14 protein-coding genes are annotated in these 14,215 nt (G+C 71.8%); 13 read left to right on the forward strand and 1 reads right to left on the reverse strand.

The window, feature by feature from the left end:
• Nucleotides 1–51: 51 nt before the first annotated feature.
• Nucleotides 52–459, reverse strand: a complete 408-nt coding sequence (locus DEI88_RS06505; RefSeq protein WP_111008669.1) for a DUF4870 domain-containing protein — start codon at nt 457–459, stop codon at nt 52–54.
• Between the two features lie 175 nt (nt 460–634).
• Between DEI88_RS06505 and hrcA the strand changes: the two genes are divergently transcribed.
• From hrcA to leuA, 13 genes are all read left to right on the forward strand, one after another.
• Nucleotides 635–1,672, forward strand: coding sequence for a heat-inducible transcriptional repressor HrcA (gene hrcA / locus DEI88_RS06510; protein ID WP_111008670.1), 1,038 nt, complete (start codon nt 635–637; stop codon nt 1,670–1,672).
• 80 nt (nt 1,673–1,752) lie between these two features.
• A complete protein-coding gene (gene dnaJ, locus DEI88_RS06515; protein WP_111071722.1) occupies nt 1,753–2,868 on the forward strand; it encodes a molecular chaperone DnaJ in 1,116 nt (371 codons plus the stop codon).
• A gap of 3 nt (nt 2,869–2,871) precedes the next feature.
• Nucleotides 2,872–3,615 (forward strand): 16S rRNA (uracil(1498)-N(3))-methyltransferase, encoded by a 744-nt coding sequence (locus DEI88_RS06520; RefSeq protein ID WP_111012606.1) that lies wholly within the window; start codon nt 2,872–2,874, stop codon nt 3,613–3,615.
• 88 nt (nt 3,616–3,703) lie between these two features.
• Nucleotides 3,704–4,054, forward strand: a complete 351-nt coding sequence (locus DEI88_RS06525) for a histidine triad nucleotide-binding protein (protein ID WP_111008673.1) — start codon at nt 3,704–3,706, stop codon at nt 4,052–4,054.
• Entirely contained in the window at nt 4,044–5,186 is a 1,143-nt protein-coding gene (locus DEI88_RS06530; RefSeq protein ID WP_258368408.1) for a PhoH family protein, read from the forward strand. The genes DEI88_RS06525 and DEI88_RS06530 overlap by 11 nt, the downstream gene beginning before the upstream one ends.
• Entirely contained in the window at nt 5,183–5,644 is a 462-nt protein-coding gene (ybeY, locus tag DEI88_RS06535) for an rRNA maturation RNase YbeY (protein ID WP_111008674.1), read from the forward strand. The genes DEI88_RS06530 and ybeY overlap by 4 nt, the downstream gene beginning before the upstream one ends.
• On the forward strand, nt 5,641–6,969 hold the full coding sequence (locus DEI88_RS06540) for a hemolysin family protein (RefSeq protein WP_258370073.1): 1,329 nt from the start codon (nt 5,641–5,643) through the stop codon (nt 6,967–6,969). Before ybeY ends, DEI88_RS06540 begins: the two co-directional genes overlap by 4 nt.
• Nucleotides 6,966–7,895 carry a GTPase Era gene (gene era, locus DEI88_RS06545; RefSeq protein ID WP_111008675.1) on the forward strand — a complete coding sequence of 310 codons (930 nt, stop codon included), beginning with the start codon at nt 6,966–6,968 and terminating at the stop codon, nt 7,893–7,895. Before DEI88_RS06540 ends, era begins: the two co-directional genes overlap by 4 nt.
• A gap of 104 nt (nt 7,896–7,999) precedes the next feature.
• Nucleotides 8,000–9,235, forward strand: a complete 1,236-nt coding sequence (locus DEI88_RS06550) for a sensor histidine kinase (protein WP_220038130.1) — start codon at nt 8,000–8,002, stop codon at nt 9,233–9,235.
• The gene (locus DEI88_RS06555) at nt 9,232–9,921 is read left to right on the forward strand and encodes a response regulator (RefSeq protein WP_111008676.1); all 690 of its coding nucleotides are present in this window, start codon (nt 9,232–9,234) and stop codon (nt 9,919–9,921) included. The genes DEI88_RS06550 and DEI88_RS06555 overlap by 4 nt, the downstream gene beginning before the upstream one ends.
• A 58-nt stretch (nt 9,922–9,979) precedes the next feature.
• A complete protein-coding gene (locus DEI88_RS06560; RefSeq protein WP_111008677.1) occupies nt 9,980–10,723 on the forward strand; it encodes an ABC transporter ATP-binding protein in 744 nt (247 codons plus the stop codon).
• A complete protein-coding gene (locus tag DEI88_RS06565; protein ID WP_111071723.1) occupies nt 10,720–12,213 on the forward strand; it encodes an FtsX-like permease family protein in 1,494 nt (497 codons plus the stop codon). Before DEI88_RS06560 ends, DEI88_RS06565 begins: the two co-directional genes overlap by 4 nt.
• Before the next feature lie 191 nt (nt 12,214–12,404).
• The gene (leuA, locus tag DEI88_RS06570) at nt 12,405–14,174 is read left to right on the forward strand and encodes a 2-isopropylmalate synthase (protein WP_111071724.1); all 1,770 of its coding nucleotides are present in this window, start codon (nt 12,405–12,407) and stop codon (nt 14,172–14,174) included.
• Nucleotides 14,175–14,215 lie beyond the last annotated feature (41 nt).

A 14,215-nucleotide genomic window follows, 5' to 3' on the forward strand; every position in this document is an offset into this window, starting at 1 on the left:
TGCTGGCGGGCCTCCCGGCCGTGTCCGCGGGCAGGTGACCGACGGTGGTCGTCAGGCGCGGATGAACTCGATGCTGAGCGGGTAGCGGTAGAACTGCCCGGCGTTGGCGCGCACGGCCGCGATGACGCCGAACACGACCTGGATCACGGCGACGGCGAACAGGATGAGGACGCCGATGCCGAGCCACGACGTGATGACGCCGACCGCGTACGCGATCGCCATCGTGAAGTGGAAGTTCAACGCGACCCGCGTGTGCTCGCGGACGAACGGTCCCCGGTCGCGCAGCACGAGGTACCCGACCAGCGGGACGACGAACTGGAAGAAGATCCCGCCGACGTGCACGAGGGTCGCCCAGAGGCGCTGGTCCTCGGGGCGCATCGGCTGCGGCGGCTGGTAGTGCCCCCACTGCTGTCCCCACTGCGGGTCCGGCTGCTGTCCGTAGGGCGGCGTCGTGCTCATGCCGGAAGCGTAACGGCTCGCTGTGACCGGTTCGAGGCCCGGTCGGTCGGAGGTTCGGCGTAGGATCAGCAGTCGGACCCGGAGAGTGCCAGCTCTGTGGCACGGCGGACGGTGCGACCACCGCCGGACCCTCCGGGCGCACATCGCGCACGAGTGGCAGGAGGGAGGGCGCGTCATGGTGTCGGAACGCAGTCTCGAGGTGCTCAAGGCCATCGTGCGCGACTACGTCGCGTCCCGCGAGCCCGTCGGGTCCCGCTCCATCGTCGAGCGGCACGCGTTCGGGGTGTCGTCGGCGACGATCCGGAACGACATGGCCGCCCTCGAGGAAGAACAGCTCATCGTCGCCCCGCACACGTCGTCGGGGCGGGTGCCCACCGACAAGGGCTACCGCGTGTTCGTCAACCACCTGACCGAGGCCCGTCCGCTGTCGAGCGCCCAGCGGCACGCGATCGAGACCTTCCTCGGGCGGTCGAACGACCTCGACGAGGTCCTCGGTCGCACGGTGCGTCTGCTCAGCCAGCTCACGAACCAGGTCGCGCTCGTGCAGTACCCCTCGATGATCCGCGCCCGGGTACGGCACGTCGAACTCGTCCGGCTCAGCGAGACCCGGTTCATGAGCGTGCTCATCACGGACACCGCACGCGTCGAGCAGCGCATCCTCGAGACCGATCTCCGCGTCGAGGACGACGCCCTCACCGAACTCCGCGCCGTGCTCGGCTCCGCGGCCGTCGGGCTGCTGCTGCAGGACGTCCCCCGGGTGCTGCTCGGCATCCCCGAACGCGTGCGCCCCGAGCTGCAGGGACTCGCCGCCGTCGTGGTCGCGGCACTCGTCGAGCAGGTCCGCGCGAACCGCCAGGACCGGCTCGTCATGGCGGGCGCGGCGAACCTCGCGAAGAGCGAGGACGACTTCGCCGGCGGTCTGTTCCCCGTGCTCGAGGCGATCGAGGAACAGGTGACCCTGCTCCGGCTCTTCGGCGAGATGCAGCTCGACGCGGTCGCCGTCGCCGCGAGCATCGGCGAGGAGAACGCCGCGTACCTCGGCACCGCCGGGGGACTCGACGCGACGAGCATCGTGGCCGGTGGGTACACCGCGGCCGGGGGCGAGGTCGCCCGGCTCGGCGTGCTCGGCCCGACCCGCATGGACTACGGCACGAACATGGCCGCCGTCCGGGCGGTGGCCAGGTACCTCTCGGGGCTCCTGGCCGACAATTGACCATCCGTCCGGACCGCCGGTCGTCCCGGATCGGGACCACCGTGCGGCGGACGCCGACCACTCCGACAGACTGAGGTGCTGTGGCAGACCACTACGAGGTCCTCGGCGTCGCACGCGACGCCGCCGACGCGGACATCAAGAAGGCGTACCGACGCCTGGCCCGGGAACTCCACCCGGACGTCAACCCGAGCCCGGAGGCGGCAGAGCGGTTCAAGGACGTCACCCACGCCTACGACGTCCTCAGCGACCCGGAGCAGCGGCGCCGCTACGACGCCGGTCCGCAGGACGGCACCTTCGGCGGCGGAGCCGGTGGCTTCGGCGACATCTTCGACGCCTTCTTCGGTGGTGGCGGTGGCGGATTCGGTGCGCGCGGCACCGGGCCACGGTCGCGCGCCGAGCGCGGCCAGGACGCCCTCCTGCGTGTCGAGGTCGACCTCGAGGAAGTCGTGTTCGGCACGCACAAGGACATCGAGGTCGACACGGCCGTGCTGTGCGAGACCTGCGGCGGCTCGTGCAGCGCGCCCGGGACCCACCCGGTGACCTGCGACATCTGCGGGGGCACCGGGCACGTGCAACGGACCGTCCGGTCGCTCCTCGGCAACGTGGTCACGAGCGCGCCCTGCGGCACCTGCCGCCGGTACGGGACTGTGATCCCGAACCCGTGCCCGACCTGCCAGGGCCAGGGCCGCGTGCGCGCCCGCCGGACGCTCCCCGTCGACATCCCCGCGGGCGTCGACTCCGGTCTGCGGCTGCAGATGCCCGGTCAGGGCGAGGTCGGGCCGGCGGGCGGACCCTCGGGCGACCTGTATCTCGAGGTCAAGGTGCGGCACCACGACGTGTACAGCCGCGACGGCGACGACCTCCTCGCGACACTCGAGGTGCAGATGACCGACGCGATCCTCGGCACGACGACGACCATCGACGGGCTCGACGGCCCGGTCGAGCTCGAGATCCGGCCGGGGGTGCAGAGCGCCGACGTCCTGACGATCAAGGACCGCGGGGTGACGCGACTGCGCGGTGGGGGTCGGGGCGACCTGCGCGTCGGCGTCCAGGTCGTCACGCCGACGAAGCTCTCGCACAAGGAACGCGGTCTCGTCGAACAACTCGCCAAGTCCCGGAAGGCGCCGGCGCCGCAGCTCGCCCGGTTCCAGCAGGGGCTCTTCGGCAAGCTCCGTGACCGCTTCTTCACCTTCTGATCCGTGGCGTCCCTGTACCTGGTCGACGACCTCGCCGGCGTCCGTCCCGGCGACGTCGTGTCGCTCGACGGTGCCGAGGGTCGGCACGCCGTCACGGTCGCGCGGATCCGCCAGGGCGAGGCGCTGCGGATCGGGGACGGTCGGGGCACCGTCGTCAGCGGCGCGGTGGCGGAGGTCGGCCGCGACGCGCTGACGCTCGCGGTCCGGTCCGTGGACGTCGAACCTGAGGGCTCGCCACGGCTCGTGCTCGTCCAGGCACTCGCGAAGGGCGGCCGTGACGAGATGGCGGTCCAGGCGGCGACCGAGATCGGCGTCGACGGCGTGGTGCCCTGGTCGGCTGCACGGAGCGTGTCCCGCTGGGAGGGTCCGAAGACCGAGAAGGGCCGTGCCCGCTGGGGCGCGATCGTCCGGGAGGCCGCGAAACAGTCGCTCCGGGCCCGGGTCCCCGACGTCGGACCGCTCGTCACGACCGCGACCCTGGCCGACGGGGCGGGCCTCCCGCCCTCGACGACGGTCCTCGTGCTCGATCCGCTCGCGGAGCAGCCGCTCAGTTCGGTGGCCGTTCCCGAGGGCGCGGGGGCGATCGCACTCGTCGTCGGTCCCGAGGGCGGCATCGCGGACCCCGAGTTCGACCGCCTCACCGACGCGGGCGCCACGCGGGTCCGGCTCGGTGCGTCGGTCCTCCGCACGAGCACCGCGGGGCCCGCGGCGCTCGCCGTGCTCCAGGCGCGGCTCGGCCGCTGGTGACGGCTGCCACCGTCGGGGTGCCCGGCGCAGCGCAAGCCCAGCGCGAACAGCTCGGAACGGTGTCGCCAGCACGCCCTACGATGGAGCGATGAGCACCTCGCCGAGCGTCTTCTCGCGGATCGTCGCGCGCGAGATCCCCGCCACCGTCGTCGCCGAGGACGACCGCCTCATCGCGATCGAGGACATCGCTCCGAAGGCGCCCGTCCACGTGCTCGTCGTCCCGAAGACCGAGCAGTACGCCACCGTGGCGGAGCTCGCGGCCGGCGACCCGTCGCTGCTCGCGGACCTCGTCGCGATGGCCCAGCGTGTCGCCGACGAGCGCGCGGGGGGCCAGTTCCGTCTCGTGTTCAACTCCGGTGCGTCCGCCGGACAGACCGTGTTCCACGTCCACGCCCACGTCCTCGCGGGCGACCTCCAGGAAGGCACCCTTGCCGGTTAGCAGCACCGCACACCCCGCATCCTCGTCCGACGAGCCCGAGGTCACCGTCGACCTCGCCGTGGACGGCATCGCCATGGTGCAACTCCTCGGGCCGCAGGACCGCCTGCTCCGCACGGTCGAGCGGCAGTACCCGACCGTCCGCGTGCTGGTCCGCGGCAACGAGGTCAGCCTCACCGGTCCGGAGCGCGACGTCGCACACGCCCGTGTCCTCGTCGACGAGCTCATCACCATGGTGCGTCGCGGCCAGGACATCGGACAGGCGGACGTCGCCACCTCCGCCCGCGTCATCGAGGACGACCGCCGGCCGACCGACCTGTTCGGCACCCCCATCGTGCAGAGCCGCGGCAAGTCCGTCCGGCCCAAGACGGACGGCCAGCGTGCCTACGTCGACGCGATCGACGAGAACACGATCACGTTCGGCATCGGACCGGCCGGCACGGGCAAGACCTACCTCGCCATGGCGAAGGCCGTGCAGGCGCTGCAGCGACGTGAGGTCAACCGGATCATCCTGACCCGCCCGGCGGTGGAGGCCGGTGAGAAGCTCGGGTTCCTGCCCGGCACGCTCACCGACAAGATCGACCCGTACCTCCGGCCGCTGTACGACGCCCTCAACGAGATGATGGACCCCGAGCTGGTCCCGAAGCTCCTGGCGTCCGGCACGGTCGAGGTCGCACCGCTCGCGTACATGCGTGGTCGCACGCTCAACGACTCGTTCGTGGTCCTTGACGAGGCGCAGAACACGACGCCCGAGCAGATGAAGATGTTCCTCACCCGGCTCGGCTTCGGCTCGAAGATGGTCGTCACCGGCGACATCACGCAGGTCGACCTGCCCGCGCAGGTGAGCGGTCTGCGGCTCGTGACCCAGATCCTCGACCAGGTCGACGACATCCACTTCGCGCGCCTGACGAGTGACGACGTCGTCCGTCACACGCTCGTCGGCCGCATCGTGGACGCCTACTCGCGCTACGACGAGGAGCGCCTCGCCGAGCAGGCGGGCGACCGACCGGGCGGTCGTGGCACTCCGTACCGGGGCAACCCCGACGGGACGAACCGCTCGGAGCGCCGTGGGCGACCGCCGCAGGACCGCCAGCAGAGCCCGTACCCGACCAGCGCCCGAGGAGGCAGCCGGTGAGCATCGAGCTGAACAACGAGTCCGGCGTCGAGGTCGACGAGGACGCCGTCCAACGTCTCGCGGCCTTCGCGCTCGATGCCATGCACGTCCACGCCGACGCCGAGCTCGCGATCGTGCTCGTGGACGAGGGCGCGATGGAACAGCTGCACGTCCAGTGGATGGACGAGCCCGGCCCGACCGACGTCCTGAGCTTCCCGATGGACGAACTCCGGCCGGGCACCGAGGACGACCCGACACCTCCCGGACTCCTCGGCGACATCGTGTTGTGTCCCCAGGTCGCGGCGGAGCAGGCGCGGACGGCCGGTCACTCGACGCTCGACGAACTCCTCCTCCTCACCTGCCACGGTGTGCTGCACCTGCTCGGCTTCGACCACGCCGAGCCGGACGAGAAGGCCGAGATGTTCGGGTTGCAGGGCGAGATCCTCAGCGCCTTCGCGGCGCAGCGTCGAGGCCGGTGACCCCGGTGCTCCTGGTCGCCGTGCTGCTCGCGGTGGCGGCCGCACTGGTCGTGCTCGGCGGTCTGCTCGCCGCCTCGGACGCCGCGTTGTCGGTGATGTCCCGAGCGGACCTCGACGAGATCGCCGAGCACAGCCGGTACCGCCGGGCCGTCGAGGCCATCTCGGACGACCCGGGAGCGCACCTCAACGCCCTCAACTTCTTCCGCGTCCTCGCCGAGACGGCGGCGGCCGTGCTCGTCACGGTCGCGCTCGTGCGCGTCTTCGCGGTCTGGTGGGTCGCGCTGCTCGTCTCGGCGGCGGTCATGACGGCCGTCTCCTTCGTCCTCGTGGGGTCGAGTCCGCGGAGCGTCGGCCGTGCCCACGCCGGCCAGCTCATCGCGTGGACGGGCGGCCTCGTGCACGCGGTCCGCATCGTGCTCGGGCCGCTCGCGACCGTCCTCGTCGCGATCGGGGACCGCGTGACCCCGGGGCGGAGCGGAGGGTCGAGCGTCGCGACGGAGGAGCAGCTGCTCAGCATCGTCGACGAGGCGGCCGAGAGCAACGTGCTCGAGGCGGACGACCGCGAGCTCATCCACTCGGTGTTCGAGTTCAGCGACACGCTCGTCCGCGAGGTCATGGTCCCGCGCACGGACATGACGACCGTCGACGTCGACGACACCCTCGCCACCGTGATGGAGCGGTCGCTGCGGTCGGGGGTGTCCCGCATGCCGGTCATCGGCCGTGACAGCGACGACGTCCTCGGGGTCGTCCACCTGCGCGACGTCGCCCGCGCCCTGTACGAGCGCGCGGGATCCGCCACCGCTGACGTCACGACCGTGTTGCGTCCCGCCGAGTTCGTGCCGGAGTCGAAACCGGCGGACGAGACCCTCCGGTTCATGCAGGCGGTGAAGAACCACCTGCTCCTCGTGGTGGACGAGTACGGCGGCGTCGCGGGACTCGTCACCATGGAGGACCTCATCGAGGAACTCGTGGGAGACATCTCGGACGAGTACGACCGCACCGTCGTGGACCGCACCGAGATCCGCCCGGGCGTCTGGCGCATCTCGGCACGGCTTCCGGTCGACGAGCTCGGCGACCTCTTCGGGATGGAGCTCGACGACGACGACGTCGACACGGCGGGTGGCCTGCTCGTCAAGGAGCTCGGCCAGCTGGCCACCGCGGGGGACACCGCCACGGTGTCCGGCGTCGAGCTCACCGCGGAGCGGGTGGAAGGCCGACGTCGCGACCTGGTCACCCTGCTCGTCGAGCGGGCACCGACGCCGGACGACGCCCCGGCACTCGACGACGAACCGACCCCCACGACGACGGGACACCACACCGCATGACCACCACCGGATCCACCAGCGATGCCGCCGGGACCCCCTTCCGGGCCGGGTTCGTCTCGTTCGTCGGCCGCCCGAACGTGGGCAAGTCGACCCTGACGAACGCCCTCGTCGGCGAGAAGGTCGCCATCACCTCCTCGAAGCCCCAGACCACCCGACGCGCGATCCGCGGCGTCGTGCACCGGCCCGACGGGCAGGTCGTCATCGTCGACACGCCCGGGGTCCACCGGCCCCGGACGCTGCTCGGGGAGCGCCTCAACGACCTCGTGCAGGCGACCCTCGGTGACGTCGACGTCATCGGGTTCTGCGTGCCCGCGAACGAGCCGATCGGTCCCGGCGACCGGTTCATCAACGCGCAGCTCGACGCCCACCCGCGCGCGCGCACGATCGCGATCGTCACGAAGACCGACCGCGCCTCACGTGAGCAGGTGGCGGCGCAACTGCTCGCGGTGTCCGAACTGCGCGACTGGGACGCGATCGTGCCGACGTCGGGGATCCGCGGCACCCAGCTCGACGAACTCCTGGACGAGGTCGTGCGGCTGCTGCCGGAGTCGCCCGCGCTCTACGACGCCGAGACCGTGACCGAGGAGACCGCGAGCGACCGCGTCGCCGAGCTCGTCCGCGAGGCCGCGCTCGAGGGCGTCCGCGACGAACTGCCGCACTCCCTCGCGGTGGTGATCGACGACATGGTCGAGCGGGACGACGAGGACGACGACACGCTCGACGTGTACGTGAACCTCTTCGTCGAGCGGGACAGCCAGAAGGCGATCGTCATCGGGCGCGGGGGTGAACGCCTGCGGGACGTCGGCTCCCGGGCGCGCGCGGAGATCGAGCGGCTCCTCGGGCGACACGTCTACTTGAACATCCGGGTGAAGGTCGCCAAGGAGTGGCAGCGCGACCCCAAGCAGCTCGGTCGTCTCGGGTTCTGATCGCCAGTCCGGCGTCATCCGATCGGATGACGCCGGAGCGCCTCGCGGGGGACTTCCCGGACGACGGGTGCGTGGCGCCGGTCAGCGGCCGTAGCGTTGTCGGCGTGTTCCGGACCATGCTGCGCAGCCAGATGGCGTTCGACGTCGTGCTGGCGCTCGTCGCGGCGGTCGTCGCGGTCCTGGGCGGCGACCGGTGGTCGGGTCTGACCTGGCTGCTCGGCGGGTTGTTCGGACTCGCCCTGGCGCTCCGACGACTCGCGCCCGGGCGTGGGCTCGCCATCGCGTGGGTGGGCGCACTCGTCCAGATGTACGTCAGCGCGAACGTCGCCGTCGCCGACCTCATGATCCCCGGTGTGCTCTACGGGACGGCCCTCTACGGCTCACCCCGGGTGCGTCGGTTCGGCCTCACGTCGGCGCTGGTGGGGTCCGTGGTCGGCGCGCTGTACCTGACGGTCAAGGAGTACCTCCAGCGATACGACCTCGTCGGCTCGCTCATCGAGCACCCCACGCAGCTCGTGCGCGAGGCGGCGCAGGGCGCGGGCTACTTCGTCGTCATCGTGGCGTTGCTCGTCCTGCCGTGGCTCGCGGGCGCGGTGGCCCGCGCCCGCGGCGTGGCGCGCGTCAGTCTCGAGGCCCAACTCCTCGCCGAGCGCGACGCGGCCCGTTCGGACCGAGCCGTGGCGGTCGAGCAGGAACGGGTGCGCATCGCCCGCGAGATGCACGACATCGTGGCGCACTCGCTCGCGGTCGTGATCGCTCAGGCCGACGGCGCCCGCTACGCGATGCGGTCCTCCCCGGAGAGCGCGGACGCCGCGCTGGCGACGATCGGCGCGACCGCCCGCCGTGCCCTCGGCGACGTCCGCGAACTCCTCGGCGCACTGCGGCACGACGAGGCACCGGGTCCGACGCCGGCCCTCGACGACATCGACCAGCTCGTGCGGGACATGCGGCAGGTTGGGTTGGACGTCCAGGTCGAGCGCGCGGGCGAACCCGAGCACCTGCCCACCACATCGCAGCTCGCCGTCTACCGCGTCGTGCAAGAGGGCCTGACGAACGCGTTGAAGCACGGCGACCGGAGCGGACCCGTCCGTCTCGCGCTGCGGTACGCTCCCGACCACGTCGAGGTCGCCGTGGCGAACCGGCTCCCGCCCGAGGGCCACGGCGGCCAGGGCGTCGGGCACGGTCTGGTCGGGATGCGGGAGCGCGCGGCGTTGTCCGGCGGGACGATGTCCGCGGGGCCGACCAACGGTGAGTTCCGGGTGGCCGTCCGGCTGCCCACCGCCGGGAGCACCGGGGCCGTCCCGCTGCCCCGACATGGCCGAGAGGAAGGCGCACGATGACTGCACCGATCCGGGTCGCTCTGGTCGACGACCAGGCGCTGTTCCGCACGGGCATCACGATGCTCGTCGAGTCGCAACCCGACCTGCTGTTCGTCGGTGAGGCGGGCGACGGCGCCGCCGGGGTCGAGCTCGTCCGACGGACGCGGCCCGACGTCGTGCTCATGGACGTCCGGATGCCGGTCATGGACGGCATCACGGCGACCGCCCGCATCGTCGAGGCGCGTGCCGAGGGTGCCGGCCCGCAGGTGCTCGTGCTCACGACCTTCGACTTCGACGAGGCGGCGGCGCGGGCGATCCGTGCCGGTGCGAGCGGCTTCGTGCTCAAGGACGCCGACCCGGAGTTCTTGCTCGCGGCGATCCGGACCGTGCACGCAGGAACGACGGTGTTCGCGGCGGCGGCCACGCGCGACCTGTTGCGCCGGTTCCAGGAACGGTCCGCCCCGCCGGCACCTCCGGCTGCCTTCGCCGACCTGACCCCGCGGGAACGCGAGGTCTTCGACCTCGCCGCGCGTGGGTTGAGCAACGCGGAGATCGCCCGGCACGAGTTCGTCAGCGAGGCGACCGTGAAGACCCACGTCTCCCGTGTCCTCGGGAAGCTCGGGCTCCGCGACCGCGTGCGCCTCGTCGTGTTCGCGCACGAGCACGGCCTGGTCCCTCGAGAGCCGTCGGATCAGCCGCGAGGATGACGGGCGCGCGCCGCGGGACGGACGCGCGCCGGGCCTCCCGGCCGCCAGGCTCGGAGGCATGAACGAACCGATCATCCGTCTGGAACACGTCCGGAAGCAGTACGGCAGCGACGGCCGCGCGGTGGTCGCGCTCGACGACGTCAGCGTCACGATCGCCGCTGGTGCGTTCACAGCGGTGATGGGTCCCTCGGGCTCCGGCAAGTCGACGTTGATGCACGTCGCCGCGGGCCTCGACTCGGTCTCGAGTGGCCGGGTCGTGGTGGACGGCACCGACCTCACGACCCTCGACGACCGCGGACTCACCGACCTGCGCCGACGCCGCCTCGGGTTCGTGTTCCAGTCCTTCAACCTCGTCCCCACGCTCGACGTCCTCGAGAACATCGAGCTGCCGTTCCTGCTCGGAGGCCGCCGTCCGACCGCCGAGGAGCGGGACTTCATCGACCACCTCGTCGGTCGCCTCGGCCTGGCGGATCGACTCGACCACCGACCCCACGAGCTGTCGGGCGGCCAGCAGCAGCGCGTGGCGATCGCGCGCGCGCTCGCCACCCGTCCCGCCGTCGTCGTCGCGGACGAGCCGACCGGAGCCCTCGATTCCCGCACCGGGAGGGACGTCCTCGCGATCCTCCGCGGTGCCGTCGGCGAGTGGGGACAGAGCGTCGTCATGGTGACGCACGACGCCGTCGCGGCCGCCAACGCGGACCGCATCCTGTTCCTCGCCGACGGACGGGTGGTCGGGGATCGGCCGTCCATGACGCCGGCGGAGATCTCGACGACGATGCTCGGGATGGAGGCCGCGGCATGAGCTCGACCAGCGGTACGGACGCGGCCATCGCGTCCCGGACGCCACGGCCGCTCCGACGCGCGACCCGACGGCCGACGGCTCGAGGACTCGACACGCTGCGCGCCTTCCGCCCGACGCTGCTCGTCGCGGCGCTCGCCTCGATGTTCGGGACGGTGCTCGTCATCACGCCCGGTGTGGTCGCCGACGCACTGCGCGCCATCGGGCTCGAGGACGTCGGCTCGGTCCAGGCGGTGCTGTCGGTGGTCGGGTGGGTGTTCCTCGCGGTCGCCGTCTACGTCGGCTCGATCGTCACCGCGAACACCTGCAGCACGATCATCGCCGGGCAGACGCGGGTCCTCGCCCTGCAGCGGCTCGTCGGGGCGACCGGGGCGGCCCTCCGGCGTGGCATCGGTCGGTCGGGGGTCCTGGTCGGCGTGGTGGGAGCGCTCCTCGGCGGTGTCCTGGGCGTGGGGGTCGCCGCCGTCGTCGTCGCGATGCTGCGTGCCCGACACTTCCTGCCGGACACCACGTACGACCTCGTGCCCGCGGGCATCGTGCTCCCGGTCGGCGCGGTGGTCGTCGCGACCTGGGCGGCGTTCCGGGCGGGGAGCCGGCGCGTGCTCGCCGTGACGCCCCTGCAGGCGCTGTCGAACACGGTCGAACCCACCGCCGCCGACCTCCGCGCCGGTCGTGGTCGCCGCGCGGTCGCGATCACGCTGCTCGTCGTGGGCGCGGCGTCCATGCTCCTCGCCGTCGCGCTCGGCGGCGTCACCGTGCTCGCCGTGCTGCCGGGCACCTTCGGCGCGTTCGTCTCGTTCTCGGGCGTCGTCGTCGGTGCACCGCTCGTCATGCCGCCGGTCCTCGCGTTGGCCGGACGGATCGGCTCCCGTGACCCGGTCGTGCTGCTCGCGGGGCGGAACGCGCTCCGCGCCCCGGGACGCACCGCACGCGCGGTGATCGGACTCGTGATCGGCGTGACGCTGCTCGTCACGTTCGCGGTCGCGCTCGGGATCCTCCAGCACGTCTCGGCGCTCTCGGTGCGGGAACTCGGTGGCGGCTCGGCGGCGTCCGCGGCGACCATCCGCTCCGAGGACCACTTCTTCGCCCAGCTCAACGCGGTCGTCAGCGCACTCGTCGGGTTCTCCGGCGTCCTCGCCGCGGTGGGTGTCGTCAACGCCCTGGCGCTCGGGGTCGTGCAGCGGCGCCGCGAGCTCGGCCTCCTCCGCGTGCTCGGCCTGACCGCGTCACAGGTCCGGCGCATGATCGTGACCGAGGCCGTCCAGATGGTCGCCGCCGCCGTCGTCACCGGACTGGTGCTCGGCGTCGTCTACGGCTGGCTGGCGGCGCGGACGCTGCTCGGAACGCTGCACTTCCCGCTGACGCCCGTCCTGCCACCGGTGACCGTGGCGGTGGTGGTGGGCGGCGCGCTCCTCCTCGCGGTCGTGGCGACCGTCGCTCCGGTGCGTCGGGCGATGCGGGTGACCCCGCGTGAGGCCCTCGCGGTCGACTGAGGGGTGGGGCCTCCCGGTCGCGGCCACCTGGGCGTCATCGCCCACGGTGGCCGCTGCGGTGCTACCGTGGGTGCCGATGCACGCTGCACTCCTCCTCCTTCGCCGCCGCGACGAGGCCTGACCACCGGCCCCCCTCGTCGCGGAGTCCGTCGTCGGCCGACACGAGACCAGCAACGAAGCGAGTGACCACCATGCAGAACACGCAGCGCCCCTCCGGGATGCCGATCCACAAGTACGTCCCCTTCTCCGAGCAGATCACGGTCGACCTGCCGGACCGCACCTGGCCGACGAAGCAGATCACCGAGGCACCCCGCTGGTGCGCGGTCGACCTCCGTGACGGCAACCAGGCCCTCATCGACCCGATGGACGCCGACCGCAAGCGGGCGATGTTCGACCTGCTCGTGCGCATGGGCTACAAGGAGATCGAGGTCGGGTTCCCCAGCGCCTCACAGACCGACTTCGACTTCGTCCGCAGTCTGATCGACGAAGGCGCGATCCCGGACGACGTGACGATCCAGGTCCTGACGCAGGCCCGTGAGCACCTCATCGCCCGCACGTACGAGGCGATCGACGGGGCGAAGCAGGCCATCGTCCACTTGTACAACTCGACGAGCGTCGTCCAGCGTGACGTCGTCTTCCGGACCGACGTCCAGGGGGTCGTCGACATCGCGCTCGAGGGCGCCCGGATGTGCAAGGCGGCCGAGGCCACACTCCGTCACGGCACCACGGTGTACTACGAGTACTCGCCGGAGTCGTACACAGGCACCGAGCTCGAGGTCGCGCTGCGCATCTGCAACGAGGTGCTCGAGGTCCTCGAGCCGACACCGGAGCGCAAGGTCGTCATCAACCTGCCCGCCACCGTCGAGATGGCGACGCCGAACGTCTACGCCGACTCGATCGAGTGGATGTCGCGGCACCTGAACCACCGGCAGAACGTGATCCTGTCGCTCCACCCGCACAACGACCGCGGCACCGCCGTCGCCGCGGCCGAGCTCGGGTACATGGCCGGCGCCGACCGGATCGAGGGCTGCCTGTTCGGCAACGGGGAGCGGACGGGCAACGTGGACCTCGTCGCGCTCGGCATGAACCTGTTCACGCAGGGCATCGACCCGATGATCGACTTCTCGGACATCGACCAGGTCAAGCGCACGGTCGAGTACTGCAACCAGCTGCCCGTGCCCGAGCGACAGCCCTGGGCGGGCGACCTCGTGTACACCGCGTTCAGCGGGTCGCACCAGGACGCCATCAAGAAGGGGCTCGAGGCCATGACGGCCCGGGCCGAGGCAGCAGGCAGCAGCGTCGACGACATGGTCTGGGCGGTGCCGTACCTGCCCGTCGACCCGAAGGACATCGGCCGGAGCTACGAAGCGGTCATCCGCGTGAACTCCCAGTCCGGCAAGGGTGGTGTCGCGTACCTGCTCAAGCAGGACCACGCCCTAGACCTGCCGCGCAGGCTGCAGATCGAGTTCTCCGGCGTGGTGCAGCGGCGGACCGATGCCGAGGGCGGCGAGTTCACGTCCGAGGCGATCTGGGAGCTGTTCAGCGACGAGTACCTGCCGGCGCCCGCCGAGGACGACAAGTGGGGCCGCTACGAGCTCACGAAGACGGCGACGTCGAGCGACTTCGGTGGGACGACGCAGCTCTCCGTCACGATGCGCGTTGACGACGGCACGCTCGACGCCCAGGCGGTCGGGACCGGCCCGATCGACGCGTTCATCCGGATCCTCGCCGACCAGGGCGTCGCGGTGACGCTGTACGACTACGTCGAGCACACCATGAGCGCCTCCGGTGACGCCAAGGCCGCCGCGTACGTCGAGCTCGACGTCGATGGCTCCCGCCTGTGGGGCGTCGGCATCGACGCCGACATCGCGACCGCCTCGCTCAAGGCGATCGTGTCGGCCGTCAACCGCGCGGTGCGCGCCGGTGCCGTCGCCGGGGAGGCCGTGCTCGCGTCCGCCTGACGCCCTGCGCCAGCGCCGTCGGAGGCCCGTGGGATCATGGT

Source organism: Curtobacterium sp. MCBD17_003 (assembly GCF_003234885.2).
Classification (GTDB): domain Bacteria; phylum Actinomycetota; class Actinomycetes; order Actinomycetales; family Microbacteriaceae; genus Curtobacterium.